Source organism: Serratia sp. TSA_7 (genome assembly GCF_052692135.1).
The window spans coordinates 536,580-561,429 of record NZ_JBQZFU010000003.1 but is presented as its reverse complement, the minus strand read 5'-3'; the positions used below and the strand labels follow the sequence as shown (position 1 = coordinate 561,429).

At 52.2% G+C, this 24,850-nt stretch carries 29 protein-coding genes and 1 other annotated feature; of the genes, 23 read left to right on the top strand and 6 right to left on the bottom strand.

The window, feature by feature from the left end; genetic code table 11:
- Positions 1-323 precede the first annotated feature (323 nt).
- From clpB to rluD, 3 genes are all read right to left on the bottom strand, one after another.
- Entirely contained in the window at positions 324-2,897 is a 2,574-nt protein-coding gene (gene clpB, locus ACUTQW_RS14955; RefSeq protein WP_006323719.1) for an ATP-dependent chaperone ClpB, read from the bottom strand.
- A 130-nt stretch (positions 2,898-3,027) separates the two neighbouring features.
- Positions 3,028-3,759, bottom strand: coding sequence for a purine nucleoside phosphorylase YfiH (yfiH, locus tag ACUTQW_RS14950; RefSeq protein WP_235196054.1), 732 nt, complete (start codon positions 3,757-3,759; stop codon positions 3,028-3,030).
- Positions 3,759-4,736 carry a 23S rRNA pseudouridine(1911/1915/1917) synthase RluD gene (gene rluD, locus ACUTQW_RS14945; protein WP_004950391.1) on the bottom strand — a complete coding sequence of 326 codons (978 nt, stop codon included), beginning with the start codon at positions 4,734-4,736 and terminating at the stop codon, positions 3,759-3,761. The genes yfiH and rluD overlap by 1 nt, the downstream gene beginning before the upstream one ends.
- A 131-nt stretch (positions 4,737-4,867) precedes the next feature.
- Here rluD and bamD point away from each other — a divergent pair, with 131 nt between their 5' ends.
- The 4 genes from bamD (at position 4,868) to pheA (ending at position 7,702) form a co-directional block, all read left to right on the top strand.
- Positions 4,868-5,599, top strand: coding sequence for an outer membrane protein assembly factor BamD (bamD, locus tag ACUTQW_RS14940; protein ID WP_006323718.1), 732 nt, complete (start codon positions 4,868-4,870; stop codon positions 5,597-5,599).
- Positions 5,600-5,912: 313 nt separating this feature from the next.
- Positions 5,913-6,254 carry a ribosome-associated translation inhibitor RaiA gene (gene raiA, locus ACUTQW_RS14935; RefSeq protein ID WP_004950387.1) on the top strand — a complete coding sequence of 114 codons (342 nt, stop codon included), beginning with the start codon at positions 5,913-5,915 and terminating at the stop codon, positions 6,252-6,254.
- A 123-nt stretch (positions 6,255-6,377) separates the two neighbouring features.
- Positions 6,378-6,503 (top strand) — a sequence feature (Phe leader region).
- Positions 6,379-6,426, top strand: coding sequence for a hypothetical protein (locus tag ACUTQW_RS14930; protein ID WP_193378397.1), 48 nt, complete (start codon positions 6,379-6,381; stop codon positions 6,424-6,426). Its footprint overlaps the feature before it by 48 nt.
- 41 nt (positions 6,504-6,544) lie before the next feature.
- Positions 6,545-7,702: a bifunctional chorismate mutase/prephenate dehydratase gene (pheA, locus tag ACUTQW_RS14925; RefSeq protein ID WP_004950385.1), complete on the top strand. Its 1,158-nt coding sequence runs from the start codon at positions 6,545-6,547 to the stop codon at positions 7,700-7,702.
- A 40-nt stretch (positions 7,703-7,742) separates the two neighbouring features.
- Here pheA and tyrA read toward each other — a convergent pair whose 3' ends face one another.
- Positions 7,743-8,864 carry a bifunctional chorismate mutase/prephenate dehydrogenase gene (tyrA, locus tag ACUTQW_RS14920; protein WP_020438487.1) on the bottom strand — a complete coding sequence of 374 codons (1,122 nt, stop codon included), beginning with the start codon at positions 8,862-8,864 and terminating at the stop codon, positions 7,743-7,745.
- Between the two features lie 6 nt (positions 8,865-8,870).
- Positions 8,871-9,944, bottom strand: coding sequence for a 3-deoxy-7-phosphoheptulonate synthase (locus ACUTQW_RS14915; protein ID WP_006323715.1), 1,074 nt, complete (start codon positions 9,942-9,944; stop codon positions 8,871-8,873).
- 565 nt (positions 9,945-10,509) lie between these two features.
- Between ACUTQW_RS14915 and ACUTQW_RS14910 the strand changes: the two genes are divergently transcribed.
- Positions 10,510-11,274: a DUF481 domain-containing protein gene (locus ACUTQW_RS14910; RefSeq protein ID WP_004950379.1), complete on the top strand. Its 765-nt coding sequence runs from the start codon at positions 10,510-10,512 to the stop codon at positions 11,272-11,274.
- Positions 11,275-11,320: 46 nt separating this feature from the next.
- On the opposite strand, the gene ACUTQW_RS14905 is transcribed toward ACUTQW_RS14910, so the two are convergent.
- Positions 11,321-12,217, bottom strand: a complete 897-nt coding sequence (locus ACUTQW_RS14905) for a phage repressor protein CI (RefSeq protein ID WP_006323712.1) — start codon at positions 12,215-12,217, stop codon at positions 11,321-11,323.
- Positions 12,218-12,446: 229 nt separating this feature from the next.
- Between ACUTQW_RS14905 and ACUTQW_RS14900 the strand changes: the two genes are divergently transcribed.
- From ACUTQW_RS14900 to ACUTQW_RS14815, 18 genes are all read left to right on the top strand, one after another.
- Positions 12,447-12,755 (top strand): hypothetical protein, encoded by a 309-nt coding sequence (locus ACUTQW_RS14900; protein WP_006323711.1) that lies wholly within the window; start codon positions 12,447-12,449, stop codon positions 12,753-12,755.
- Between the two features lie 75 nt (positions 12,756-12,830).
- Positions 12,831-13,052, top strand: coding sequence for a TraR/DksA C4-type zinc finger protein (locus ACUTQW_RS14895; protein ID WP_020438486.1), 222 nt, complete (start codon positions 12,831-12,833; stop codon positions 13,050-13,052).
- 339 nt (positions 13,053-13,391) lie between these two features.
- On the top strand, positions 13,392-13,577 hold the full coding sequence (locus tag ACUTQW_RS14890) for a hypothetical protein (RefSeq protein WP_006323709.1): 186 nt from the start codon (positions 13,392-13,394) through the stop codon (positions 13,575-13,577).
- A 206-nt stretch (positions 13,578-13,783) separates the two neighbouring features.
- Positions 13,784-13,987, top strand: a complete 204-nt coding sequence (locus tag ACUTQW_RS14885; RefSeq protein ID WP_037430256.1) for a tail protein X — start codon at positions 13,784-13,786, stop codon at positions 13,985-13,987.
- Positions 13,988-13,990: 3 nt separating this feature from the next.
- Positions 13,991-14,209: an HP1 family phage holin gene (locus tag ACUTQW_RS14880; protein WP_006323707.1), complete on the top strand. Its 219-nt coding sequence runs from the start codon at positions 13,991-13,993 to the stop codon at positions 14,207-14,209.
- The gene (locus ACUTQW_RS14875) at positions 14,193-14,705 is read left to right on the top strand and encodes a lysozyme (RefSeq protein ID WP_020438484.1); all 513 of its coding nucleotides are present in this window, start codon (positions 14,193-14,195) and stop codon (positions 14,703-14,705) included. Before ACUTQW_RS14880 ends, ACUTQW_RS14875 begins: the two co-directional genes overlap by 17 nt.
- 69 nt (positions 14,706-14,774) lie before the next feature.
- Positions 14,775-15,239 carry a phage tail protein gene (locus ACUTQW_RS14870; RefSeq protein WP_006323705.1) on the top strand — a complete coding sequence of 155 codons (465 nt, stop codon included), beginning with the start codon at positions 14,775-14,777 and terminating at the stop codon, positions 15,237-15,239.
- Positions 15,240-15,327: 88 nt separating this feature from the next.
- Positions 15,328-15,963 carry a phage baseplate assembly protein V gene (locus tag ACUTQW_RS14865; RefSeq protein WP_006323704.1) on the top strand — a complete coding sequence of 212 codons (636 nt, stop codon included), beginning with the start codon at positions 15,328-15,330 and terminating at the stop codon, positions 15,961-15,963.
- Entirely contained in the window at positions 15,960-16,310 is a 351-nt protein-coding gene (locus ACUTQW_RS14860; RefSeq protein WP_235196053.1) for a GPW/gp25 family protein, read from the top strand. The genes ACUTQW_RS14865 and ACUTQW_RS14860 overlap by 4 nt, the downstream gene beginning before the upstream one ends.
- A 4-nt stretch (positions 16,311-16,314) precedes the next feature.
- Positions 16,315-17,223 (top strand): baseplate assembly protein, encoded by a 909-nt coding sequence (locus ACUTQW_RS14855; protein ID WP_006323702.1) that lies wholly within the window; start codon positions 16,315-16,317, stop codon positions 17,221-17,223.
- Positions 17,216-17,824: a phage tail protein I gene (locus ACUTQW_RS14850; RefSeq protein ID WP_006323701.1), complete on the top strand. Its 609-nt coding sequence runs from the start codon at positions 17,216-17,218 to the stop codon at positions 17,822-17,824. Before ACUTQW_RS14855 ends, ACUTQW_RS14850 begins: the two co-directional genes overlap by 8 nt.
- A complete protein-coding gene (locus tag ACUTQW_RS14845) occupies positions 17,821-19,893 on the top strand; it encodes a phage tail-collar fiber domain-containing protein (RefSeq protein ID WP_020438483.1) in 2,073 nt (690 codons plus the stop codon). Before ACUTQW_RS14850 ends, ACUTQW_RS14845 begins: the two co-directional genes overlap by 4 nt.
- The gene (locus ACUTQW_RS14840; RefSeq protein WP_144080230.1) at positions 19,890-20,603 is read left to right on the top strand and encodes a hypothetical protein; all 714 of its coding nucleotides are present in this window, start codon (positions 19,890-19,892) and stop codon (positions 20,601-20,603) included. Before ACUTQW_RS14845 ends, ACUTQW_RS14840 begins: the two co-directional genes overlap by 4 nt.
- Before the next feature lie 36 nt (positions 20,604-20,639).
- On the top strand, positions 20,640-22,103 hold the full coding sequence (locus tag ACUTQW_RS14835; protein WP_006323698.1) for a phage tail protein: 1,464 nt from the start codon (positions 20,640-20,642) through the stop codon (positions 22,101-22,103).
- Positions 22,100-22,648, top strand: a complete 549-nt coding sequence (locus ACUTQW_RS14830; RefSeq protein WP_006323697.1) for a tail fiber assembly protein — start codon at positions 22,100-22,102, stop codon at positions 22,646-22,648. The genes ACUTQW_RS14835 and ACUTQW_RS14830 overlap by 4 nt, the downstream gene beginning before the upstream one ends.
- 141 nt (positions 22,649-22,789) lie before the next feature.
- Positions 22,790-23,959 carry a phage tail sheath protein gene (locus tag ACUTQW_RS14825; RefSeq protein ID WP_006323696.1) on the top strand — a complete coding sequence of 390 codons (1,170 nt, stop codon included), beginning with the start codon at positions 22,790-22,792 and terminating at the stop codon, positions 23,957-23,959.
- Between the two features lie 13 nt (positions 23,960-23,972).
- The gene (locus tag ACUTQW_RS14820) at positions 23,973-24,482 is read left to right on the top strand and encodes a phage major tail tube protein (protein ID WP_006323695.1); all 510 of its coding nucleotides are present in this window, start codon (positions 23,973-23,975) and stop codon (positions 24,480-24,482) included.
- A 63-nt stretch (positions 24,483-24,545) separates the two neighbouring features.
- Complete coding sequence (locus ACUTQW_RS14815; RefSeq protein ID WP_006323694.1) at positions 24,546-24,833, top strand: phage tail assembly protein; 288 nt, start codon at positions 24,546-24,548, stop codon at positions 24,831-24,833.
- Positions 24,834-24,850: the final 17 nt, after the last annotated feature.

Below are 24,850 nucleotides of genomic sequence, written 5' to 3'. Positions count from 1 at the left end.
TATTACGCTTTTCACCCGAAGAGTCAAGCGTTTATTTCGCTTTTCTCTTACCGACCTGGCGACTGGTTCTCGTTAGAGGAGTCGTTGTTCCCGGTCAGTGGAGGCGCATTATAGGGAGTTCTCAGAAGGCCGCAACCCCTAAATGCAAAAAACCTTTCAAGCGCTCAAACATTAACCAATAATGGCTTTTTAGGATATTTATTAGCCTAAAAAGTGGGATTTTAGGGCTATGGAGGATGTAAATCTCACCAGCCCGGCAAAAAGTAGATAACAAAAAGGGAGCGGTATCCCGCTCCCCATTCTGTTATTACGCTAAATAGCCGTTATTGCCTGGCCACGATATGCTCGTTTTCCACATCCAGCGTAACCAGTTTGCCTGGGATCAGCTTGCCGGAAAGAATTTGCTGCGCCAACGGGTTCTCGATTTCCTGCTGGATAGCGCGTTTCAACGGACGCGCGCCATAAACAGGGTCGTAGCCGGTTTGGCCCAACAGTGCCAATGCCGGTTCGGTCATGGTGACTTCGTAACCACGCTCCTCAAGACGTTTGTACAGACGCGCCAGCTGAATCTTGGCAATCTCGGCAATATGCTTCTGGCCAAGCGGATGGAACACTACCACCTCATCTATACGGTTGATGAATTCCGGACGGAAATGATGAGTAACCATTTCCATAACCGATTCTTTCATCTGCGCATAGTTCATCTGACCAAAGTGTTCCTGTATCAGATCAGACCCAAGGTTAGAGGTCATGATCACCACGGTATTGCGGAAATCAACGGTACGGCCCTGACCATCGGTCAGACGCCCGTCATCCAATACCTGCAGCAGGATGTTGAACACATCCGGGTGCGCTTTCTCCACTTCATCCAGCAGGATCACCGAATAAGGTCGACGGCGCACGGCCTCGGTCAGATAACCGCCCTCTTCATAACCAACGTAGCCCGGAGGTGCGCCCACCAGCCGCGATACCGAATGTTTCTCCATAAACTCGGACATATCGATACGCACCATCGCATCGTCACTGTCGAACAGGAACGACGCCAGCGCTTTGCACAGCTCGGTTTTACCCACCCCGGTAGGGCCAAGGAACAGGAACGAGCCTATCGGCCGGTTAGGGTCGGACAATCCCGCACGGCTGCGGCGGATTGCATTGGATACCGCAGTGACCGCCTCATCCTGGCCAATCACCCGGGAATGCAGCTCCTGCTCCAGACGCAGCAGTTTGTCACGCTCGCCCTCCAACATTCTGGCTACCGGAATACCGGTGGCGCGCGCCAGCACTTCAGCGATTTCCGCGTCAGTCACCCGGTTGCGCAGCAGCTTCATGGTTTTGCCTTCGGCCTGCGTAGCGGCGGCGAGCTGTTTTTCCAACTCAGGGATCTTGCCATACTGCAGTTCGGACATGCGCCCCAGATCGCCGACGCGACGCGCCTGTTCCAAAGTGATCTTGGCCTGCTCCAGTTCCGCCTTTATATTCTGGGTGCCGGAGAGCGAAGCTTTCTCGGCTTTCCACTCTTCTTCCAATTCTGAATATTCGCGCTCTTTCTGCTCCAGCTCGCTGCTGAGCATTTCCAGGCGTTTCTTACTGGCGTCGTCCGACTCTTTGTTCAGCGCCTGCTGTTCCAGTTTGAGCTGAATAATGCGGCGTTCCAACCTGTCGAGCGATTCCGGTTTGGAGTCCATCTGCATACGGATACTTGACGCAGCCTCATCGATCAGATCGATAGCCTTATCCGGCAACTGACGATCGGAGATATAGCGGTGCGACAGCGTGGCCGCAGCAACTATCGCCGGGTCGGTGATCTGCACATGGTGGTGCAGCTCATAACGCTCCTTCAAACCACGCAGAATAGCAATGGTATCTTCGACGCTCGGCTCAGCCACATAGACTTTCTGGAAACGACGTTCAAGCGCCGCATCCTTCTCTATATACTGACGGTATTCGTTCAACGTGGTCGCGCCAACGCAGTGAAGTTCCCCGCGCGCCAACGCAGGTTTAAGCATGTTGCCGGCATCCATTGCGCCATCGGCCTTGCCCGCGCCGACCATAGTGTGCAATTCATCGATAAACAGAATGACGCTGCCTTCCTGTTTTGACAGATCGCTCAGTACGCCTTTCAGTCGCTCTTCAAATTCACCGCGGTATTTAGCCCCGGCGATCAACGCCCCCATGTCGAGGGACAACACGCGTTTGTGCTTCAGGCCTTCCGGCACTTCACCATTAATGATGCGCTGCGCCAGACCTTCGACAATCGCAGTTTTACCCACGCCAGGCTCACCGATCAGCACTGGGTTATTCTTGGTACGACGTTGCAACACCTGAATGGTACGGCGGATCTCTTCGTCACGGCCGATAACCGGGTCAAGCTTGCCCTGTTCGGCGCGCTCGGTCAGATCGATAGTGTATTTCTTCAACGCCTGACGCTGATCTTCAGCACCCTGATCTTCCACGCTGTCACCACCCCGCATTTGCTCAATGGCCTTACTGATTTTATCGGCTGTTGCTCCGGCGGCTTTCAGCAGATCGGTCAAAGTTCCGCGATCTTCAAGCACCGCCAGGACGAACAGTTCGGAAGAAATGAATTTGTCCGCCCGCTTTTGCGCCAGCTTGTCGCACAGGTTCAGAACGCGCACCAACTCATGGGACGGTTGAACGTCGCCACCGGTGCCTTCAACCTGAGGCAGACGAGACAATGCCTGTTCGATTTCGGTGCGCACGCGCCCGCTATCGATACCGGCTGAAGTTAATAATGGACGAACCGTGCCCCCTTCCTGAGTGAGCAGTGCGCTCATCAGATGTAACGGTTCCATAAACTGGTTGTCGTGCCCAAGGGCTAAGGATTGGGCATCGGCGAGGGCAAGCTGGAATTTGTTGGTAAGACGATCCAGACGCATAACACCTCCAATGTAGGTCAAAATTGCTACTGGAGATTAAATGAGGTCATCCCTCAAATTTTCAAGGTTATTTCGACACTATATTATCAGTACAACGTTATGCGTCAGCGGACCGTCCTAATTCAATAGGTTATATCAGCCAGATTAAACTTGCCATACGTCCGGTTATTCCATCGCGTCGATAGGAGAAAAAATGACTGATTTCGCTAACCGTACAGCGATCACCGCCGTAGATCAGTTCTACGCCGGCGCGCTGCAGGCGCTGACGAGCCAGCAGATAGATATCTGCCAGAAACTTATCGCCGTGCGGAGTGAAAGCGGCAGCTGCGACGCTATCCACCGCAATAAATGCGGCGCGGACCTCTGGCCCCACTTCGAACTGCTGCGGACCGATTGCCGGACCAAGCCAGGCGCTGATATGGCCCGGCTCAGCGGTAAATGCCGCCAGAGTCTGTTCCAGCATGCCATTGCAAAGCCCGCGCCAACCGGCGTGGGCAGCGGCGATTTCATCACCGGCATGTGAGCAGAACAACACCGGCAGGCAGTCCGCCGTCATCACTGCGCACACCTGCCCCGGCACATTGCTGTAAACCGCATCCGCACACAGATCGGTTGGGGTTTGCCCATCCAGCCGCACTACGCGGGTACCGTGAACCTGCTCCAGCCAAAGCGGCATCTGCGGCAGGCTCACGCCCGCCGCCAGCCGGTCACGGTTACGCTTCACCGCAGACGCCGCATCCCCGACATGGGTGCCGAGGTTGAGCGAATCATATGGCGGAAGACTAATACCGCCACCACGAGTGGTGCTGCAGGCTTTTACCCCTGCAGGCAACGGCCAATCAGGCAGGATAAAGGAATCCATTACCAATTCATCTGATCTTTGAATTCTTCGGTATCGACCTTCAGCGCGTTAATCAGATCGACCATATCCTGCGGCAACGGCGCATGCCACTCCATCTGGATACCGCTGATTGGATGATACAAACGCAGCATGGTGGCGTGCAGCGCCTGGCGATCGAAACCGCGCAGCGTAGCAATAAATGCCTCCGAAGCGCCTTTCGGCGGACGTGGGCGGCCACCGTAAAGCTGATCGCCTACCAGCGGATGATTGATGTGCGACATATGCACGCGGATCTGGTGGGTACGACCGGTTTCCAGACGCAGACGCAAACGGGTATGCGCACGGAAGTGCTCCATAATGCGGTAATGCGTCACCGCCGGTTTGCCCATCGGGTGCACCGCCATATGCGTGCGCTTGGTGGAGTGGCGTGAGATCGGCTCTTCAACGGTACCACCGGCGGTCATGGTACCAATAGCGACCGCTTCGTATTCACGGGTGATTTCACGTGCCTGCAATGCCTCGACCAGGCGGGTTTGCGCAGGAACGGTTTTCGCCACCACCATCAAGCCTGTAGTGTCTTTGTCCAGACGGTGCACGATGCCGGCACGCGGCACGTCAGCAATTTCCGGGTAGTAATGCAGCAACGCATTGAGCACAGTGCCGTCCGGGTTACCGGCGCCAGGGTGCACAACCAGATCGCGAGGCTTATTGATCACTAAAATATCACTGTCTTCATAGACGATATTCAGTGCGATATCCTGCGGTTCCCAACGGGCCTCTTCTTCTATCTGGGCATCGATGGCGACCGTCTCTCCCCCCAGCACTTTCTCTTTCGGTTTGTTCGTCGTTTTGCCATTAACCTGTACCCGATCATCCAGGATCCATTCTTTTATGCGAGATCGCGAATAATCAGGGAACAATTCGGCCAAAGCCTGATCTAAACGTTGTCCGAGTTGAGATTCGGCCACCGTTGCGGTGAGTTGTACTTGTTGTGCCATATGCAGCTTCTTCGTTAACGTTGGGTTTTCACGGCGATGCCGTTTAATATAATGTGCTATTGTACCTGGTCTTTGTCGGGAGCTTAACGGACAGTCTCCCGGAATAACACCCTGAGGATAATCAAAACGTCATGACGCGTATGAAATATCTGGTGGCGGCAGCCACGTTGAGCCTGGCGCTGGCAGGTTGCTCCACATCCAAGGATGCGGTTCCCGACAACCCACCTTCGGAAATCTATGCTACTGCCCAGCAAAAACTGCAGGACGGTAACTTTAAGGGCGCGATTACGCAACTCGAAGCGTTAGATAACCGCTATCCTTTCGGGCCGTACTCCCAGCAGGTTCAGTTGGACCTGATTTATGCCTATTATAAATCTGCCGATTTACCGCTGGCTCAGGCGTCTATCGATCGTTTCATGCGTTTGAACCCAACGCACCCGAACATCGACTACGTGATGTACATGCGTGGTCTGACCGATATGGCGCTGGATGACAGTGCGTTGCAAGGCTTCTTCGGGGTCGATCGTTCAGACCGCGATCCACAGCATGCTCGCGCTGCTTTTCGCGATTTCAGCCAGCTGATTCAGCAATACCCGACCAGCCAGTATGTAACCGATGCCAACAAGCGTCTGGTGTATCTGAAAGACCGCCTGGCCAAATATGAGCTTTCGGTGGTGGAATACTACACTAAACGCGGTGCTTACGTCGCGGTCGTTAATCGTGCCGATCAGATGTTGCGTGAATATCCGGATACCCAGGCCACGCGCGACGCCTTACCCCTGATGGAAAACGCTTACAAACAGCTGCAATTGAGCGGCCAGGCCGACAAAGTGGCCAAAGTGATTGCCGCCAATCCGTCATAAGCGGATTAGCGATGGCAGAAAAGCAAAACGGCAGCTTCGGCTGCCGTTTTTATTTGCTGCGGATTTGGTCATGATTTGAAAAATACACAAGCAAAAACACGGCATTAGCAAGATTGCACAACCGCTTATCCGTTCAATAATGCGCGTTCTGCCCGCAAGACTCAAGCGTTAGATGACCGATTCAAATGCTGAATCACAGATTGAACTAACTTTGCAAAAAGTGACAAAAAAACGTGATTTTCATCACGCATTTAAGCAAAAAGCGCGGTATGCTGGGCTCATCCAAGACGGAAAGACAGAAGAGGTAAGTTATATGACATTGAACATTACCAGCAAACAAATGGATATCACTCCCGCAATCCGCAGTCACGTCGAAGACCGTCTCACCAAACTGGAAAAATGGCAGGCCCAGCTGATTAACCCGCATATTGTTTTATCCAAAGAACCTAAAGGGTTTGTAGCAGACGCCACCATTACCACCCCTAACGGCCCGCTGGTCGCCAGCGCAAAACATGAAGACATGTATACCGCCGTTAACGATCTGATCGCCAAGCTGGAGCGTCAGTTGAATAAGGTGCAGCACAAAGGCGAAGCACGCCGCGCCGCCGCCAGTGTGAAAGACATCGTTCCGGAAGTTGAGCCGGAACAGGAATAACCGTTTAGCGGCTATTTCACTTCAAACGCGCCTGAGGGCGCGTTTTTTGTCTGGGGTTTTTATTGACAGAGATAAAAGCCTGCGGTTACTTTAAAACCTGTCTCACGCCTATTTTGGATAACGCATGGCCCGCAAACCGTTTTTCTTCGCATTCTTTTTTACCTTCCCCTGATTGGGAGGCGTTTCGTCGTGTGATAAAGAATGCGAAGACGAACAGCAAAGCCTCCTGAAACAGGGGGCTTTTTTTATGGCTATTTACGACGTATAAAAATACAAGGCAGAAGCTGATTATGACTGACAACCCATTACTCGTGCTGCGCGAACGCATCAGCGCATTGGATCTCAAACTGCTGGCCCTGCTGGCGGAGCGCCGTGAGCTGGCGGTGGAGGTCGGGAAAACCAAATTGCATTCCCATCGTCCCATCCGCGATAAAGAACGCGAGCGAGATCTGCTGGATGCGTTAATCGCCGCCGCCAAACCCTACGATCTCGACGGTTTTTACGTAACCCGCCTGTTCCAGCTGATTATCGAAGACTCGGTATTGACCCAGCAAGCGCTGTTGCAGCATCAGCTTAATCAAATCAGCCAACATTCGGCCCGCATTGCCTTCCTCGGGCCGAAAGGATCTTATTCGCACCTGGCCGCGCGCCAATACGCCGCCCGCCACTTCGACCAACTGATTGAGTGTGGTTGCCATAAATTCCAGGACATTTTCACCCAGGTCGAAACCGGTCAGGCGGATTACGCCATCCTGCCGATTGAAAATACCAGTTCCGGCTCGATCAACGACGTCTACGATCTGCTGCAACACACCAGCTTGTCGATCGTCGGCGAACTGACCAATCCTATCGATCACTGTGTCCTGGTAGCTGGCGACACCGACCTGAACCAGATCGAAACCGTGTACAGCCACCCGCAGCCGTTCCAACAGTGCAGCCAGTTCATTAACCGCTACCCGCACTGGAAAATCGAGTACTGCGAAAGCACCGCGGCGGCAATGGAAAAAGTCGCCAAGCTAAACTCACCGAAAGCTGCGGCATTGGGCAGCGAGGCTGGCGGCGCGCTGTATGGTCTGCAGGTACTGGAACACAACCTGGCGAACCAGCAGCAGAACATTACCCGCTTCATCGTGTTGGCGCGCAAGGCTATCGAGGTGTCGGAACAAGTACCGGCCAAAACCACGCTGATTATGGCCACCGGCCAGCAGTCAGGCGCGCTGGTTGAAGCGCTGCTGGTGTTACGTGACAACGGCATCATCATGACCAAACTGGAGTCCCGTCCAATTAACGGCAATCCATGGGAAGAGATGTTTTATATCGATGTGCAGGCGAACCTGCGTTCTGAAGCGATGCAAAAAGCCTTGAAAGATCTGACGCCGATTACCCGTTCGCTGAAAGTACTCGGCTGCTATCCCAGCGACAGCGTGGTACCGGTCAATCCGTCCTGAATGAAATAAAAAAGGGTTCGGCTAGCCGAACCCTGATAACTTATTGCCGACTGTCGTTCGCCTGCCGCAGCAGCGAACGGCTTTCCACCAGGAAGCGTTGGGCGTAATCGCCAAACCAGTCTTCCACCTTCTGGAAGCTCTGGATAAACGCCTGTTTATCCCCGTGTTCCAGTAGCTTTATCGCCTCGCCAAAACGCTGGTAGTAGCGTTTAATCAGCGCAATGTTCTCTTCCGACGACATGATGATATCCGCATACAACTGCGGATCCTGAGCAAACAGTCGCCCGACCATCGCCAGTTCCAGCCGGTAGATTGGCGAAGAAAGCGCCAGCAGTTGTTCCAATTGAACGTTCTCTTCCGCCAAATGCAGCCCATAGGCAAAAGTCGCGAAATGGCGTAGCGCCTGGATAAACGCCATATTCTGATCGTGCTCAACTGCGCTGATGCGGTGTAAACGAGCGCCCCACACCTGCAACTGCTCCAGCAACCACTGATAGGCTTCCGGTTGGCGTCCATCGCAATACACCACGACCTGCTTGGCCACGCTGCCTACATCCGGCCCGAACATCGGGTGCAGTCCCACCACCGGGCCACCATGTGCCGCAAGCATGGCATTCAGCGGACGATTTTTTACCGAAGCCAGATCGACAAGAATACAATCCGCCGGCAACGGCGGCAGCCGCCCAATCACCTGTTCGGTCACGTGAATAGGCACGCTGACGATCACCATGCCGGCATCCGCCAACAATGCGTCGGCCTGCGGCCAATCTTCCTGATCCAACACCTTGACCTGGTAGCCGGACAGCGTCAGCAGACGGTTGAACAACCGCCCCATTTGACCGTTACCGCCGATAATCACAATCGGGCGCAGCTGCGGACACAGGGTTTTAAAGCCTTTGTCATTCTCGCTGACGTAAGACTCGCGCATCACGCGGCGCAGTACGTCTTCGATCAGATCCGGCGGCACGCCAAGGTTTTCCGCTTCTTTACGGCGCGAGGCCAGCATCGCCGCCTCACGCTCGGGAACGTACACCGGTAAACCGTGGTGGCTTTTAACTTCGCCCACTTCCGCCACCAGTTGCAGGCGTTTCGCCAGCAGCTCCAGCAGCGCTTTATCCACTTCGTCGATTTGATCGCGCAACGCGGTCAGTTCAGCCACCATAACTTACTACTCTCCAGTGCGTGCCGTCAGCGCAGCGCCGAGTTCCTGGTGCATATGGCGCAGCAGCGTCTCTGTACTCTCCCAGTTAATGCAAGCGTCAGTAACAGAAACACCGTAGCGCATATCTGCACGTGGCTGCTCGGAAGACTGGCTGCCTTCGTGCAGGTGACTTTCCAGCATAATGCCGGTAATCGAACGGTTACCCGCTTTGATCTGCTCAACCACGGACTCGGCAACCGCCGGCTGACGGCGATAGTCTTTATTCGAGTTGCCATGGCTGCAATCTATCATCAAGGATGGGTGGAGTCCCGCATCCTGCATCTGTTTTTCGCAAGCCGCAACGTGCTCGGCGCTGTAGTTTGGCGTTTTGCCGCCGCGCAGGATCACGTGGCCATCCGGATTACCCTGAGTTTGCAACAGGCACACCTGACCCGCCTGATTAATACCGACAAACCGGTGCGGCATTGCCGCTGCGCGCATGGCGTTAATTGCCGTACCCAGACTGCCATCGGTACCGTTTTTGAAACCTACCGGCATTGACAACCCTGAAGCCATCTCACGGTGAGTTTGTGATTCTGTAGTACGGGCACCAATCGCTGACCAACTGAACAAATCGCCCAGGTATTGCGGGCTGTTCGGATCCAAGGCCTCGGTCGCCAACGGCAACCCCATCCCGACCAGGTCAAGCAGCAGGCGACGCGCGATGTGCAAACCTGCCTCAACGTCAAACGAACCATCCATGTACGGATCGTTAATCAGGCCTTTCCAGCCGACCGTAGTCCGCGGTTTCTCAAAATAGACACGCATAACGATATACAGCTGATCGCTCAATTCAGCCGACAGGGTTTTCAAATGACGGGCGTAATCCAGTGCCGCATCCGGATCGTGGATAGAGCAAGGCCCGCACACCACCAGCAGACGGTGATCGCGCCCCTGCAGAATATCGGCGATGGTTTTGCGCGCAGTGGCGATTTCATTTTCATCGCTGGCGCTAAGCGGGAACTGGTTCTTCAGTTCTTCCGGAGTGATCAGAATTTGTTCTGCACTGATATGTACGTTATTGAGCGCGTCTTTTTGCATGATGCTATTCCTGTCGTTTTGCCGTTATGCGTAAGCGTGATGAGAACGTTGAGCGTTTCAGAGCCTTACCCTACCACGAACTGTAAAGTTTTCAATCCGAAATCCGTAAATAAAAAATTACCACCACAAGGCACCATCAAAAACCCAGGATGTCGCCAGTAAAAAAATACACTCATTACATTGATTTTAAATAAATAAAAATAAACTCAACCAATTTTTCCGGTTCTGATTTACGGCCTATTGTTTTGAACACCTCAGGCGACAACCGTAAACATTATTGTACACAAAACATTACAGCGCATGACGGGCAGGAACAGAGCTTCAACGGGGCTATGACAGCCGGTTTTGTTGCCCACTGGCGACAATCTCGTCTAAAAACCCATCAGACCTTAAGGACACTTAGCATGATATGCCAACGGGAGGGGTTAATTAAGTAGAAGAAAAGTGAATAAGTGAGGATGAAAAATTTAAAACTTAAGCTAATCACGGCTATTTTTGTCGCAATGCCGAATCGTTATAATGTGACCGTTATCACCTATAATCACTCTTAACAACTGGATCCAAAATGCTCTCTTTACGCGCTCGTCGCGCTATTCCGCTAGTCATCAGCTGCTTGACTGCCTTCACCAGCGTTTCAGCCTTTGCCGACAATACGCTTTTCACCGCGATGGACGATCCGGCCACCGCTAAAAAACCGTTTGAAGGTAATGTCCAGGCCGGATACAACTCCCAGTCAGGCAACTCGCAAAGTTCGACCCTGTTGGCCAATACCAGCATGACCTGGTTTAACAGCGATGCTGCCTACAGCCTGTGGGGAGCGGCCAACAACACCACGTCTTCCAACGTGCGCTCATCGGAAAAGTATCAGGCCGGCGGCCGTACCCGTTATAACCTGTCCGATCGCAACTATCTGTTCGGTCAGGCAAGCTGGCTGAGCGATCGTTTCAACGGTTACGACTCTCGCTCCACCGCAACGGGTGGCTACGGCCGTCAAGTGCTCAACGGGCCACTCAGCGATTTACGGGTAGAATTTGGTCCGGGTGTGCGCCACGATGAATATCATGGCGGCGGCCGTTCAACGAAAGCGCTGGCTTACGGCGCAGCCAACTATTCATACCAGTTGACCGACACCACCAAGTTCTCCGAAGGCGTTTCGGCACTGGCCAACGAAGAAACCACGCTGAACTCCGAAACCGCATTGAGCGTTGCGATCAACGACAAGTTCTCGCTGCGCCTGGCTTACACCGTGACTTACAACAGTAAACCACCGGCGTCTGCGCCAAAAAATACCGACACCACGACCTCGGTCTCGCTGGTTTACGGTCTGTAATCCTTCCAAGCCTCACTCGACCAAGCCCATCATTGATGGGCTTTTTTTATGCTTGCGGGCTCAGCGTCAGCCAGACTATGCCCAGCGCTTTCAGTGCATCGGGAGAACATTGAAAATCCGTATGACCTCCACTCACCTGCACCTGATTGCCCGGCAGACGTGCGATATCATAGACGTCCAGGTTGCCGTCGATATCGATCAGCCAACGGCCATTGGCAATGTGCGTCACCGACAAATCCACCAGCCAGGATAACCGCCCGCCGTCGATATAGGCCGGTTGCACTACACTGGCCGGGATCAACGAACTGTCCGCCACCCATTCGCCCGCGTCTTTCAACTGCCCGGCGATCAATCGATATTTAGGCAAGGTTCGCCCTTTTGCAGGCGCGGCTTCAGCCCCTTTGTCGGCCCACATCTCTCCCTGGCCGGTCGCCAGCCACAACAAAGACACGCCGGTATCCAGAGCGCAGGTCACCACGATATCCCCAGGGAAATAGTTACGGCGCACCCAGGTGCTCATCGTGCCCGAAGAAATCCCCAGCAGATCCCCCAGTTCTTTTTGCAGACTGAAGCCATAGGCATCGAGAATACGACGAAGCACGCTCTTCCCACCCGAAGCAAGCACCCGATCATAAAGCGCTTTACCTTGCGCAGGCTGCACTGGCTTATGGGTATTTTTTGTTTTTGCAAGTTCGCCGTTCATTAACCAAGCCAAGTCTGCACCGGTGGCCAATGCACAGCTGATGATCACATAGCCGGGCACGCTGCCGCGCTGTTGCCAGCTGCTGATGTTATTTGGGGCTATCCCGAGGATTTCGCTCAGCTCCTTTTGCGTACTAACGCCATAAGATGAAAGGATCCTTTCAATCACTGCGCCCACAGAGGCATTATCACTCACAGTCTCTTCACGCATATCATCACCGATTAAAATCAAAATTTGCATTTACAAGTCGCATTTTGCGATCTAAAGTAGCATCAGATCGTTTGAAAAACGATTTTCATGTCACTTTAGTTAAGATGATGCGACATGATTGACGAAAATGCAAACACCGCATCATGCCAATAGCAAGTCTGTAGGTATCGGGTTCGATACTCTGTATTGCAGGTGCCCGGTGAGAATCGGACCTTGCTTTTGCAAGTAAAACGTCAATTCGCATGCCAAGGAGGTTGTCATGCTGCTGGCCACTGAAGAGCAACGGGCTATCGGCCTGCGGCGCATTGCAGAAATCCGCCGTACGCTGTTTGCCCGACAGACCAACCAGGCTGAGGAGATCTACAACACGGCACCGCTGCATTTGCGCCACACGTTGTGTTTTCACGCCGGCTTGACCGAAAGCCACTCGTTGCTGCCGTTGTTCCACGAAATGAGCTATTCCCAGCGACAGAAAATTGTTGCTGCGCTCAATGAATTTATTGCGCTGGGCAAGTCGCTGCCGCGCTATATCAGCGAAGAAGACTGCCAGCTAACGCAGAAAAAATAACCGTTGGTCATTCGAGGCGTGCAATCCGCCGGATGCCTCTCGGCCCAAATTCGCCCCTTGTCAGGAGAACATACCTTGGCTGACACCATTGATATGGCGCAGGAGCGCCAAGCGCTGATGCTCGAGAAGCAAATCGCGCACGCCAGACCGGCAATAACACAGACCTCGGCACTGTTTTGCATCGAATGCGAAGCCGCGATCCCGACGGCACGGCGCATCGCCATTCCCGGCGTAAGCCGCTGCGTGACCTGTCAGGAAATCGCAGAGGCCCAACAACGTCACTTTATTCGGCGCTAAAAGCCATGCTCTCCCTCCTCGCGCCGGTACGGGATCACCCCGCGCCACCCTATATTTGCGGGCGCAGTTCACCGAACGCCACCGGCGGCGGCTGAACCCACTGGCGCGATGGGGGACTCGTTTCGCACGCCAGTTATGGACACGCATTCAGCAACGGCAAGTCCTGCTCAGAAGGCGAGCATTGCCTTCAAGGCCCCTCTCGTACAATTTCTGCTAATCAATGACTGGGCATATTTTTACTGCACAAATGATAAGTCTGACCATTGACGCCTTTAGCGTTTTGCTTAATACTGTATAAATAAACAGTATACTTACTAGAGGGTAAAAACAGTGAATGTCATGGATAAACAACAAGTAACACTGTCCCGAATCCAGTTCATCGCCGATGTTTCACAAGCTGCACAATGCAGCTCCACCGAGTTACTGATCGCCATGTCACTGATCTCGGATCTCGCCGGCCAAGTACTGCCAGACAACGATTATCAAGAAATATTTTATCCGGCCGACAGGCAGGACCCCCGCTAGGCCAACGCCTGAATACGCCTAAACCCCCCTTTTTCCAACACCCGCAACCGGCGGGTGTTTTCGTTTCTGTCGCGCGCATTTTTCGCTTTAGTTGTGCCACCTCATCCACAACGCCATTGCATTGCCGGCTCTTACCGCGCGCGGGAAACTGATGAGCATTCGGGGGCCAGCCCCCTCTCACCCACTCACATCGCAGGATGGTAATGATGAAAATTTATGCACAACAGGGCGACACCATTGACGCGATTTGCTGGCGCTATTACGGCCGTACACAACGTCTGGTAGAGCAGGTCTATCTCGCCAATATCGGCTTGGCCAACGTTGGCCCGCTGCTGCCGCACGGTCACCCGATCGAGCTACCGGACCTGCCGGCGGCGGCGCAACGCGAAACCGTCAAACTCTGGGACTAAGCGATGGAAAAATTCACATCAACCTTCGCCTACATAGTGGCAGCCTGCCTGGCCTGGCTCGGACGACATTCTGCACAGGATATCGCCATTCTGGTCGGCGCAGCGGTCGGTGTCGGCACCTTCGCGGTGAATTGGTACTACCGGCGTAAAAGCTATCAGCTGTTGGAGTCATTAAAAAAAAACGGCCTGAAACCCGGAGTCTACGATGAACTCACTCGCTAAACGCTGCAGCGTGGCCGTTATTTTGGCGATCGCCGCCTTACTGCCGCAATTCGATACCCTGCAAACCTCCGAACAGGGATTACACCTGATCGCCGATTTTGAAGGCTGTCAGCTCGCCCCTTATCAGTGCAGCGCAGGCGTCTGGACCAGCGGCATCGGCCATACCGCCGGCGTGAAACCGGGTGCCGTCATCAGCGAACGTCAGGCGGCCGCCAATCTGCTCGACGATGTCCGCAACGTCGAACGCGGCATAGCTCGCTGCATCAATGTAGCGATGCCGCAGCAGGTTTATGACGCAGTCAGCGCCTTCGCCTTTAACGTCGGCGTCAATGCCGCCTGTAATTCCACCCTGGCCACCTTTATTAAACGCCGGCAATGGCAGGCAGCCTGCGATCAATTGCCGCGCTGGGTTTATGTCAACGGCGTCAAAAGCAAAGGGCTGGAACGCCGCCGCAACGCCGAACGAGCGTTATGCCTGCAAGGAAGCCGTTCATGACGGCGGCTTCTGGCGTTGCTTTCTTCTATTCATCCCCCCAAGCAGGCCCCGCCTGCCAGGAGACATATCATGTTAAAACCCGAGCAGTTGCGCACAGCGCTGGTCAACGCTCTACCTGCTCTGCAGGCGTACCCCGACAGGCTACGCCTCAGCCTCGATAACGGCCGCGTGGTTTCTACGCTGGGCGCTTCGCTGTCGTTCGAATACCAATACCAGCTCAACCTGTCGTTGAACGAACCGACAGCCAATAACGATCTGGTGATGGTCACCGTGCTGGCCTGGCTGCGCAGCCACCAACCGGACCTCCTCGCCAATCCCGAAAAACGTAAAAACGGCTTTGCATTCCAGCACGACGTCGCCTCCGCCGGTCAGCTCGATCTACAGCTACAGCTGACCGAACGCATCCTGGTTGAACAACGCGACGGTGCGCTGCACATCACGCCGCTGGCGGAACCGCCTGAGCCGGAGAACGTCATGCGATTCACCCAGGTTTATCTGCACGGTGAGCTGATCAGCCACTTTCAGCAGCCATAAATTTACCAGAGGAGCGGCTTCGGTTGTGCTGGCGTCAGCTAAACGCCGCGGCGTTGTCGCCCTCTTCACCCAACGGCATTCTTGAGAGATGAACACAGACAACTTCGATATTCAGCGCCTGGTGCGCAACCTGATACGCATCGGTACCGTCAGCGAGGTCGATCTCGACCGCGGGCGCTGCCGCGTCGCCACCGGTGGCAACCTCACTGACTGGCTTAATTGGCTGTCCGGCCGCGCCGGCGGTGCCCGTACCTGGTGGGCGCCCAGCATTGGCGAACAGGTGCTGGTGCTGTCACTGGGCGGCGAACTCGATACCGCTTTCGTGCTGCCCGGCATTTTTTCCGCTGCCAATCCGGCCCCCTCGGCTTCGGCGCAAGCGGCGCACATCACCTTTCCCGACGGCGCGGTGATCGAGTACGAACCGGCTGAGGGATCACTGAAGGCTATCGGCATCAAAAGCGCCACTATTGATGCCGCCGAGCAGGTGAACGTCACCGCGCCAGCCATCACCTGCCGCGCAACGAGCAAAATTACGCTGGATGCTCCCGAGGTGGAATGCACCCAGTTATTAACCACCGGAACCATCGCCATCCGTCAAGGCGGCTCGATGACCGGCGATCTCAACCACTCCGGCGGCAGCATCAGCTCCAACGGCATTGTAGTCCATACCCACACCCACGGCGGTGTGCAGAACGGCGGAGGCCAAACGGACAAACCAGCATGAACAACGCGAAATATCTCGGCATGAATCGAGGCTCGGGCCGCACGGTCACCGACCTTGAACATATTCGCCAGTCGGTGAGCGACATTCTGATCACCCCGATTGGCTCACGCACCATGCGCCGCAGCTACGGTTCTCTGCTGTCCGAACTGCTGGATCAACCGCAAAACGACGTGCTGCGGCTGCAGATTATGGCCGCCTGTTACAGCGCACTGCTGCAATGGGAACCACGCCTTCAACTGAGCGGCATCACCTTTAACACCACCATTGACGGAAAAATGGTGGTCGACATCACCGGCAATCGCACGGATACGCCGGATACCTTTTCTCTTTCTGTTTCAGTGAGCTGATACCATGGCAACCATTGACCTGAGCTTATTACCCGCCCCGACGGTGGTGGACTCTCTCGACTACGAATCGCTGCTGGCCGAGCGCAAGGCCACGCTGATTTCCCTCTACCCGGAAGAGCAGCGTGAAGCGATTGCGCGCACGCTGACGCTGGAATCGGAGCCAATCGTCAAACTGCTGCAGGAAAACGCCTATCGCGAGCTGATCCTGCGCCAACGTGTCAACGAAGCCGCACAGTCGGTGATGCTCGGCTACGCCGGCGGCAGTGACCTCGATCAGCTTGGTGCCAACTTCCAGGTTCAACGCCTGGTGGTGCAGCAGCCTGACGATACGGTCATCCCGCCGACCCCTGCGATTATGGAGTCCGATAGCGATTTCCGCGTGCGCATCCAGCAGGCGTTTGAAGGACTGAGCGTCGCCGGCTCCAGCGGCTCCTACGAGTACCACGGCCGCTCAGCCGATGGCCGGGTGGCCGACGTATCCGCTACCAGCCCCAGTCCGGCTAACGTGCTGATCTCAGTACTGTCGCGCGAAGGGAATGGCACCGCCAGCGCCGAGCTGATAGCCATCGTCGATAAAGCCTTGAATGACGAAGATGTGCGCCCCGTGGCGGACCGCGTCAGCGTTCGCTCCGCCACCATCGTCAATTACAGTATCGAGGCCACGTTATACCTCTACCCCGGTCCGGAAGCAGAACCGATCCGGCGTGCCGCCGAAGCCAAGCTAAAAAACTACATCAGTGCCCAACACCGCCTGGGACGCGATATCCGTCTGTCGGCAATTTATGCGGCATTGCACGCCGAAGGGGTTCAGCGGGTGGAGCTGAAAAGCCCTCCCGCCGACATCGTCTTGGATAAAACCCAGGCGTCATATTGCTCCGACTATCAACTGACCGTAGGGGGTTCAGATGAATAACCGTCTTTTGCCGGTTGGCTCATCAGCGCTGGAAGTCGCCGCAGCGGCCGCCTGCGCCGAGTTGGCCACAATGCCGGTACCACTGCGCGAGTTGTGGGATCCGGCCACCTGTCCGCTCAACCTGTTGCCCTATTTGGCTTGGGCGTTTTCGGTGGATCATTGGGATGAAGACTGGACGGAAGAAGCCAAGCGCAACGTCGTCTCCTCCGCTTTCTTCGTACACCGCCATAAAGGCACCATCGGCGCTATTCGCCGCGTGGTGGAGAACTTGGGATATACACTTTCCATCAAGGAATGGTGGCAATTATTAACAATACCAGGCTCATTCCAACTGGCAATTGAGACATATGATCTAGAACTGACTTCTGAAAATTTAGATGAAATTGAATTACTTATAAATGAAACAAAGCCTGTCAGTCGAAAACTTTTAGGCCTTACATTTCAACGAACCGTTTCCGGCCCTATTTATGTAGGAGCTCGAAGTTACGATGGCGAGCAGGTAACCGTATTACCTTACAATAGCGATCCTATTTTAGTCAGTGGAAACACTTATCCAACAGGCGCAATTACTATTATTGAAAGAAAGAGAGTAACATCATGAACAAATACTCGGTGATATTAACCAATCAAGGATTAACGAGACTCGCTGCTGTCACTGCCAACAATGAGAAACTATCTCTATCAAAGATGGCATTTGGCGATAGTGCGGGTGTTTTATCAAACCCCACGCCAGAACAAACGGCATTGATTAACGAAGTATATCGCACAGATTTAAGTGACGTATCTATTAATAATGACAACACACATCAACTTGTTATTAAAGCTATCATTCCCACTGATGTGGGTGGATGGTGGATACGTGAAATCGGGATTTATGATGAGAGCAACATTCTTATCGCCATTGCTAGTTGCCCCGAATCTTATAAACCAATATTGGCAGAAGGTGCAGGAACCGATCAGATTATTGAATTGACATTAACAGTCAGTAATATTGAAAAAGTAAACCTGACCATATCTCAAAAGGTATTAGCAACTAAAGATGATGTTCATAAGGAAATGTCCCTTGGAACAGCAAAAATCCTGCCAGACAATGGAATTTATCCTGGAGCAGCAAAGCTCCCTCTCGAAATATCGTCATCTTCAGGAAAAATTTCTTTAGGAATTAATGACAAAGGGGAGTTAATCTCCCCTGCAGGATTCTCTGAACTTTTAGGTATCAAAGTACTGCAATTCCCTGAGGATAGTGATTACCTTTTCGCAATTGATGATGAGTCTGGAAGGAACGCATTTGCTGTTGGAAAAGATGGGTCCGTAGAAATACTCGGTTTAAAGCTGGAAAGAGCAAATATTGAAAACCTTATTGAGATCGTTGATGAAAATAATTCAATTTCATCAGGAATTGACAACCTAGGTAATATCATCAACCCAGAGACTGCTAAATTTAACATCAAAAAAGATGAAAACTACGATTTCCCGGAAAGACTCCACATTATTGTTTACGGACAATCGCTATCAGTAGGTGCGCAAGGTACACCTATTTTATCGACACCCGTAAGTTCTACATTAATGTATGATACCGGTGTTATTAGCCTGGGTAAAAAACCAACTAATTTAATTCCATTAAAAGAAAATAGAGTTGAGACACTAGCATCAGGATTTGCCCATGGTTTTGTATCGCATATCGAACAACATTCATATGGTATGGCAGGGAGGGAACTAATCTTAAATGCTGCCGGCGTCAGTGGCGAGCGCATTCGCAATCTTGGAAAGGGAAAACCCGCCTATAATGATGTTATTAACCAAATTATCTGGTGCCAGGAATTACATAAAAAAGATGGAAAGGAATACTCTCCTGACTATATTATTTGGTTACAGGGTGAAGCAGATGCCGGAGATGGTATGTCCGGCGCGGAGTATAAAAAACTGCTATCACAACTTCGAAAAGATCTCGAAATGGATCTGGCCACAATTCGTGGTGATAAACCGCTATTGATGTTTACCTACCAAATGGCTTCCCATGGTTTTTATGTCGGTTCTGCCGAACATTCAAGTGTAGAAATTCCTTTAGCACATTTGGAAATTTCTCACGAAGATGAATATTTCCGCTGTTTTGGACCTAATTATATGTTTGCAGGTTCAGATAATGTCCATAAAACAAACCATGGATATCGCCAAATTGGATTGCAGGTAGAAAAAGCTATCAGACATGAAATGTTAACAGGAAGACCATTCAGACCATTAGAACCTAAAGTTGCACTCATGCTTTCAGAACGCGTCATTATGGTTGAGTTTAACGTTCCCGTGCCGCCAATGGTTTTCGATAACACCATCGTTAAACAATTACCTGACGGAGCTAATGGTTTCGAGGTTCACGATGATACAGGGCGTATCCCTATCGTCTCCACCGAAATAATTGGTGGTCATAAATTAAAAATAACTACAAATCGCAATTTGATTGGGAGTGTATTTGTTGCAGCTGGTTACACCCCTGACAATAGAGGAGAAATTACCGAAAATCGTTACAAAAGTTGGTTTTCCGGTCCAACCACCGGCGTAAGAACAACTTTAAGGGACTCTGACACAACAGAAACAGACCTTTCAGGTCTTGATGGAAAAAACTATTCACGCCATAACTACTGTGTACATTTTCATATGAGGGTTAAACAATGATTCCAGGATTACGTATTACAATCGCTAAAGACTTCAACAATCCATATCTTGAAAAATCAGCAACAGGGTCGTTACTTTCCTTGGCTGGTAATATGGCAATCTATGAAATGAGAGGAGTGTACGATCGCGGTCAAAACAGAAACCATCTCATTCTTAATAATTTAAACATTGATGATAAGGGTTTGAATTGCGACGGAATAGAACAGCATAACGCTTATACTGGTCTTATAGAGCCAGAAGAGTTCACCATGGTGACATCTATATATGTACCTGAAAACCCAACACAAACATCACAAATTTATAGCTCAATCGCAGAAACGGGGAGCCCATTATCTGGAACTCGTGTAGCCATTACCAATACAGGTGGACTCACAGCCTCTGTTGGTGCTAACCCACGGGTAGTTATCATGAGTTGCGGCCAAGGCGTAGGAGGATGGACTACCTTTAGTTTCACCGTTACTAATTCAGGCATGCGTTTACTGAGAATGACAGGACAAAAATATGAACAAGGATATGAAAACACTATCCGTATTCCTGCTCGCGTCCCTATCATTCTCGGTGGTGGCTATATGGCACCGCACAATATCGGCATTAAAGGGCACATCGGTGTTTTTGCTATGTATAACCGCTCCTTCACTGAAGCTGAACAAATGGATCTCATCCAAAAGACTAATTCTGTGATGAAAGATAAAGGCATCATAGTTGGCTGAAATCATTAAAGAAAATAAATAATAGCGAGAATTATTATGGGTACAAAATACTTCTGCCTGCTAACTAACAAAGGGGCTAGTAAACTAGCCTCAACTGTTGAAGGTACTAAAAAAATAAAAATTACTCAGATGGCAGTCGGTGATGGCGGTGGTTTCCTGCCTGCACCAAGCCCGTCTGCAACGTCTCTAATCAATGAGAACTATAGAGCTAGTCTAAACTCGTTGACAATCATTGCCGGGGAAGAAAACCAGTTATCTGCTGAATTGCTTATTTCTGAAAGCATCGGAGGCTGGTGGATCCGCGAACTGGGGCTTTACGATGATGAAGGTGATTTAATAGCTATCGGTAATTGTCCTGAAACTTACAAACCCAAAATGGTTGAAGGATCAGGCCGACGACAAAATATTCGGATGATTCTAGCCGTTAGTAGCATAGAAAAAATTAACTTGATAACGGATCCAAGTATCATCGTTGCTACCAGAGATTATGTTGATGATTTACATTTAGTAGTTTTGGAAAAACTATCAAATCACGAGAAATCACGAAATCACCCAGATGCCACCTTGCAAGCCAAGGGTCTCGTCCAGTTGAGCAACGACAGTAACAGTAGTAGCGAGACCCTCGCCGCCACGCCAAAAGCGCTAAAATCTGTAAATGATGCCGCCGTAAAAAAAACCGGCGATACCATTAGCGGCGGTCTAACGGTTAATGGCACCATCGAAACCAAATCGGGGCTGACCACTTCCTCGTTGTCGGTGAATGGATCAACCACTATTACTGGAGGACTTACGGCCAAGGCTAGTGTAGAACTTTACGGTTCTACTCCGTACATAGATTTTCACTATAATAATAACAATGGAGACTTTGACACCAGATTAATTAACGATAATAAAGGGGTATTGTCATTCCATGGTTCGGAATATTATGTAAATGGAAAACTGAGTGCAACGGGTGATATTTGGTTCGGTGGAAAAGTTAACATTGACGGCACCTCTAGTTTCTATGGTGGCGATTTTATTACCAAATCTGGAAATATAACTCTCGCTGACGGTAATCGGCAAACAAATGGCCTTCGGCTTCAAGGTATGGGAAACCTTTTCACCGATATTTACCATTATGAAAAATTCGGCAATTATCACGAATTCGGCATTCACGTTGCTAATGGTGGTGCTGATGGTTGGTTCACTTTCCGCAACAATGGTGAATTTCACGCTAATGGTGCAATCTTCGCTTCAGGCGCTGTTTTACAAACAGACGGTAATCTTAATGGCAGCGTTTGGGGAGGTTATTTAAACAATTATCTGGATCGAAACTATGTCCGTGACATCCGTCTGGCCAGTCGAGGAACGATTATTACTGATGGCAACATGACTGAGGCTCCCTCAGGAGCGGTAATTACCGGCGGTAATGGCAATGAAGGAAATGACGTTGGGTATATGTATTATCGAATGTTGCAAAAATACATTAACAATAACTGGTACACGGTGGCTTACGTATGAAAAATTTCGGCCCATTCTCTACTTATAAACCTGAGAAAGACACACCAGAGGCAGCTCTGGCGGAAAATTCAAACATATTATTCATTAAAGACAACGATGGGAATGAATGGTATGACGTACAGCGTCGCTTTAATGAAAAAACACTGAAGGTAGTTTTTGATACAAACGGGATCATATATAGCGCCAGTTATGACGCATCGAGTTTATGGCCAGTTAACGCCTATGTCGCTGAGGTTTCCGTCGATGATATTCCGGATCTATTTCCACTCCCAATCCAGGGCCTAGACTGGCAAGTTAATGGGGCAAAAATAGTACCGCGTACTTATACTGTCGAACAATTAAAAACCCAGGCTCAGAGAGATAAGGATATTTTGCTAAATCAGGCAGCAAAAGAAATAGCCCCTCTTAAGGATGCGGTTGATCTCAATATTGCCACTCCTGACGAGCAAGAACGGTTGAAAACCTGGATGCTCTATCGAGTGCTGCTTAGCCGGCTGGATCCCGGCACCGCCCCCGATATCGACTGGCCGCAGCCGCCGCAGTAACCCACTCAACGCCCCGCTCGGGGCGTTTTTTTTATCTTTATTTTTCCTGCTGTTGTACCAGATCCCATACATACCCAATGACGTGCGCCGCCGCACCGTGACGGGCATCCTGTTACTACCAACCACAAACGGAGTAATACTATGGGTGATTATCACCACGGCGTACGTGTCCTCGAAATCAACGAAGGCACCCGCGTAATTTCCACCGTCTCGACGGCAATTGTCGGCATGGTTTGTACCGCAGAAGATGCCGATGCAACCTTGTTTCCCCTCAACACCCCGGTGCTGATCACTGACGTTCTGGCCGCCAGCGGCAAGGCCGGGAAGAAAGGCACTCTGTCACGCTCGCTGCTGGCGATTGCCGAGCAGGCCAAACCGGTTACCGTCGTAGTGCGCGTGGCGGAAGGCAAAGACGAAGCCGAAACCACCTCCAATATCATTGGCGGTGCCGATGAGAACGGTAAGTATACCGGCATGAAAGCCTTGCTGGCTGCACAGGCTGAACTGGGCGTGAAGCCGCGTATCCTGGGTGTACCAGGCCACGACAACCTGGAAGTGGCTACCGCATTGGCCGGTATCTGCCAACAACTCCGCGCCTTCGGTTATATCAGCGCCTACGGCTGCAAAACCGTTTCCGACGCCATCAAGTACCGCGCAGGCTTCAGCCAGCGTGAATTGATGTTGATCTGGCCGGATTTTGTCAACTGGAACACCACCACCAACAGCAGCGACATCGCCTTCGCTACAGCCCGCGCGCTTGGCCTGCGAGCCAAAATCGACCAGGAAACCGGCTGGCACAAAACCCTGTCCAACGTCGGTGTGAACGGCGTGAGCGGAATTTCGTCCAGCGTGTTCTGGGATCTGCAAACCGTGGGTACCGACGCCGATTTGCTGAACCAGGGCTGCATCACCACCTTGATCCGCAAAGAGGGTTTCAAGTTCTGGGGCTCACGCACCTGCTCCGACGATCCGTTATTCCAGTTCGAAAACTACACCCGCACCGCGCAGGTATTGGCTGACACCATGGCTGAAGCGCACCTGTGGGCGGTTGACCGCCCGGTTACGCCAACGCTGATCCGCGACATGATCGACGGTATCAAGGCCAAGTTCCGCGAGCTGAAATCCGCAGGGCTGATCATCGATGGCGACTGCTGGTATGACGAAAACGCCAACGATAAGGACACCCTGAAGGCCGGCAAACTGTTTATCGATTACGACTATACCCCGGTTCCACCGCTGGAAGATTTGACCCTGCGCCAGCGCATTACCGACCGTTACCTGGCGAACTTCGCCGCGTCCGTGAACAGCTAAGGAGACCTGAATCATGGCACTGCCAAAAAAATTGAAATACCTGAACCTGTTTAACGACGGCTTCAACTACATGGGCGTGGTATCCGCCATGACCCTGCCGAAACTGACCCGCAAGCTGGAAAAATTCCGCGGCGGCGGCATGAGCGGTGCGGCGTCCGTGGACTTCGGTCTGGACGACGATGCGCTGGTTGTTGAGTGGACCATGGGCGGCATCGATGAGCTGGTGCTGAAACAGTGGGGCCGCGTAGATGCAGTGCCGCTGCGCTTTACCGGCTCTTTCCAGCGTGATGACACCGGCGAAGTTTCGGCACTCGAAGTGGTGATGCGCGGCCGTCACAAGGAAATCGACAGCGGCGACTTCAAGCAAGGCGAAGACACCGAAACCAAGGTTTCTACCGACTGTACCTACTTCAAGCTGAGCATCGACGGCAAAGAGCTGATCGAGATCGATACCGTCAACATGATCGAGAAAGTCGACGGCGTGGATCTTCTGGCGGCTCACCGTCGTGCCATTGGCCTGTAATTCATGACTTTAATGGCCAGCCGTGCGCTGGCCTTCTTTACCTGACTGATAATTGGAAATCCCATGGAACTGAATGCATCCCCAGAAAATACCGTTGTACTGGAAACCCCGATCAAGCGTGGCGATAGCGAAATCCGCGAAGTGCAAGTCACCAAACCCAATGCCGGCAGCCTGCGCGGCATCGGTTTGGCGGCCCTGGCCAACGCCGACGTTGACGCCCTGATCACCATCCTGCCGCGCGTCACCTATCCGAATCTGACCAAGGAAGAGTGCGTGCGCCTGGAACTGCCGGACCTGATTGCGCTGGCCGGCCAGGTGATCGGTTTTTTGTCGCCGAAGTCGGCCGAGTAAACATCGACCCCGTTTTG

Coding starts and splice junctions, on each gene's coding strand:
- clpB (WP_006323719.1), bottom strand. CDS start 2,897: ATGCGTCTGGATCGTCTTACCAACAAATTCCAGCTTGCCCTCGCCGAT.
- yfiH (WP_235196054.1), bottom strand. CDS start 3,759: ATGGATTCCTTTATCCTGCCTGATTGGCCGTTGCCTGCAGGGGTAAAA.
- rluD (WP_004950391.1), bottom strand. CDS start 4,736: ATGGCACAACAAGTACAACTCACCGCAACGGTGGCCGAATCTCAACTC.
- bamD (WP_006323718.1), top strand. CDS start 4,868: ATGACGCGTATGAAATATCTGGTGGCGGCAGCCACGTTGAGCCTGGCG.
- raiA (WP_004950387.1), top strand. CDS start 5,913: ATGACATTGAACATTACCAGCAAACAAATGGATATCACTCCCGCAATC.
- pheA (WP_004950385.1), top strand. CDS start 6,545: ATGACTGACAACCCATTACTCGTGCTGCGCGAACGCATCAGCGCATTG.
- tyrA (WP_020438487.1), bottom strand. CDS start 8,864: ATGGTGGCTGAACTGACCGCGTTGCGCGATCAAATCGACGAAGTGGAT.
- ACUTQW_RS14915 (WP_006323715.1), bottom strand. CDS start 9,944: ATGCAAAAAGACGCGCTCAATAACGTACATATCAGTGCAGAACAAATT.
- ACUTQW_RS14910 (WP_004950379.1), top strand. CDS start 10,510: ATGCTCTCTTTACGCGCTCGTCGCGCTATTCCGCTAGTCATCAGCTGC.
- ACUTQW_RS14905 (WP_006323712.1), bottom strand. CDS start 12,217: ATGCAAATTTTGATTTTAATCGGTGATGATATGCGTGAAGAGACTGTG.
- ACUTQW_RS14900 (WP_006323711.1), top strand. CDS start 12,447: ATGCTGCTGGCCACTGAAGAGCAACGGGCTATCGGCCTGCGGCGCATT.
- ACUTQW_RS14890 (WP_006323709.1), top strand. CDS start 13,392: ATGGATAAACAACAAGTAACACTGTCCCGAATCCAGTTCATCGCCGAT.
- ACUTQW_RS14885 (WP_037430256.1), top strand. CDS start 13,784: ATGAAAATTTATGCACAACAGGGCGACACCATTGACGCGATTTGCTGG.
- ACUTQW_RS14880 (WP_006323707.1), top strand. CDS start 13,991: ATGGAAAAATTCACATCAACCTTCGCCTACATAGTGGCAGCCTGCCTG.
- ACUTQW_RS14875 (WP_020438484.1), top strand. CDS start 14,193: ATGAACTCACTCGCTAAACGCTGCAGCGTGGCCGTTATTTTGGCGATC.
- ACUTQW_RS14870 (WP_006323705.1), top strand. CDS start 14,775: ATGTTAAAACCCGAGCAGTTGCGCACAGCGCTGGTCAACGCTCTACCT.
- ACUTQW_RS14865 (WP_006323704.1), top strand. CDS start 15,328: ATGAACACAGACAACTTCGATATTCAGCGCCTGGTGCGCAACCTGATA.
- ACUTQW_RS14860 (WP_235196053.1), top strand. CDS start 15,960: ATGAACAACGCGAAATATCTCGGCATGAATCGAGGCTCGGGCCGCACG.
- ACUTQW_RS14855 (WP_006323702.1), top strand. CDS start 16,315: ATGGCAACCATTGACCTGAGCTTATTACCCGCCCCGACGGTGGTGGAC.
- ACUTQW_RS14850 (WP_006323701.1), top strand. CDS start 17,216: ATGAATAACCGTCTTTTGCCGGTTGGCTCATCAGCGCTGGAAGTCGCC.
- ACUTQW_RS14845 (WP_020438483.1), top strand. CDS start 17,821: ATGAACAAATACTCGGTGATATTAACCAATCAAGGATTAACGAGACTC.
- ACUTQW_RS14840 (WP_144080230.1), top strand. CDS start 19,890: ATGATTCCAGGATTACGTATTACAATCGCTAAAGACTTCAACAATCCA.
- ACUTQW_RS14835 (WP_006323698.1), top strand. CDS start 20,640: ATGGGTACAAAATACTTCTGCCTGCTAACTAACAAAGGGGCTAGTAAA.
- ACUTQW_RS14830 (WP_006323697.1), top strand. CDS start 22,100: ATGAAAAATTTCGGCCCATTCTCTACTTATAAACCTGAGAAAGACACA.
- ACUTQW_RS14825 (WP_006323696.1), top strand. CDS start 22,790: ATGGGTGATTATCACCACGGCGTACGTGTCCTCGAAATCAACGAAGGC.
- ACUTQW_RS14820 (WP_006323695.1), top strand. CDS start 23,973: ATGGCACTGCCAAAAAAATTGAAATACCTGAACCTGTTTAACGACGGC.
- ACUTQW_RS14815 (WP_006323694.1), top strand. CDS start 24,546: ATGGAACTGAATGCATCCCCAGAAAATACCGTTGTACTGGAAACCCCG.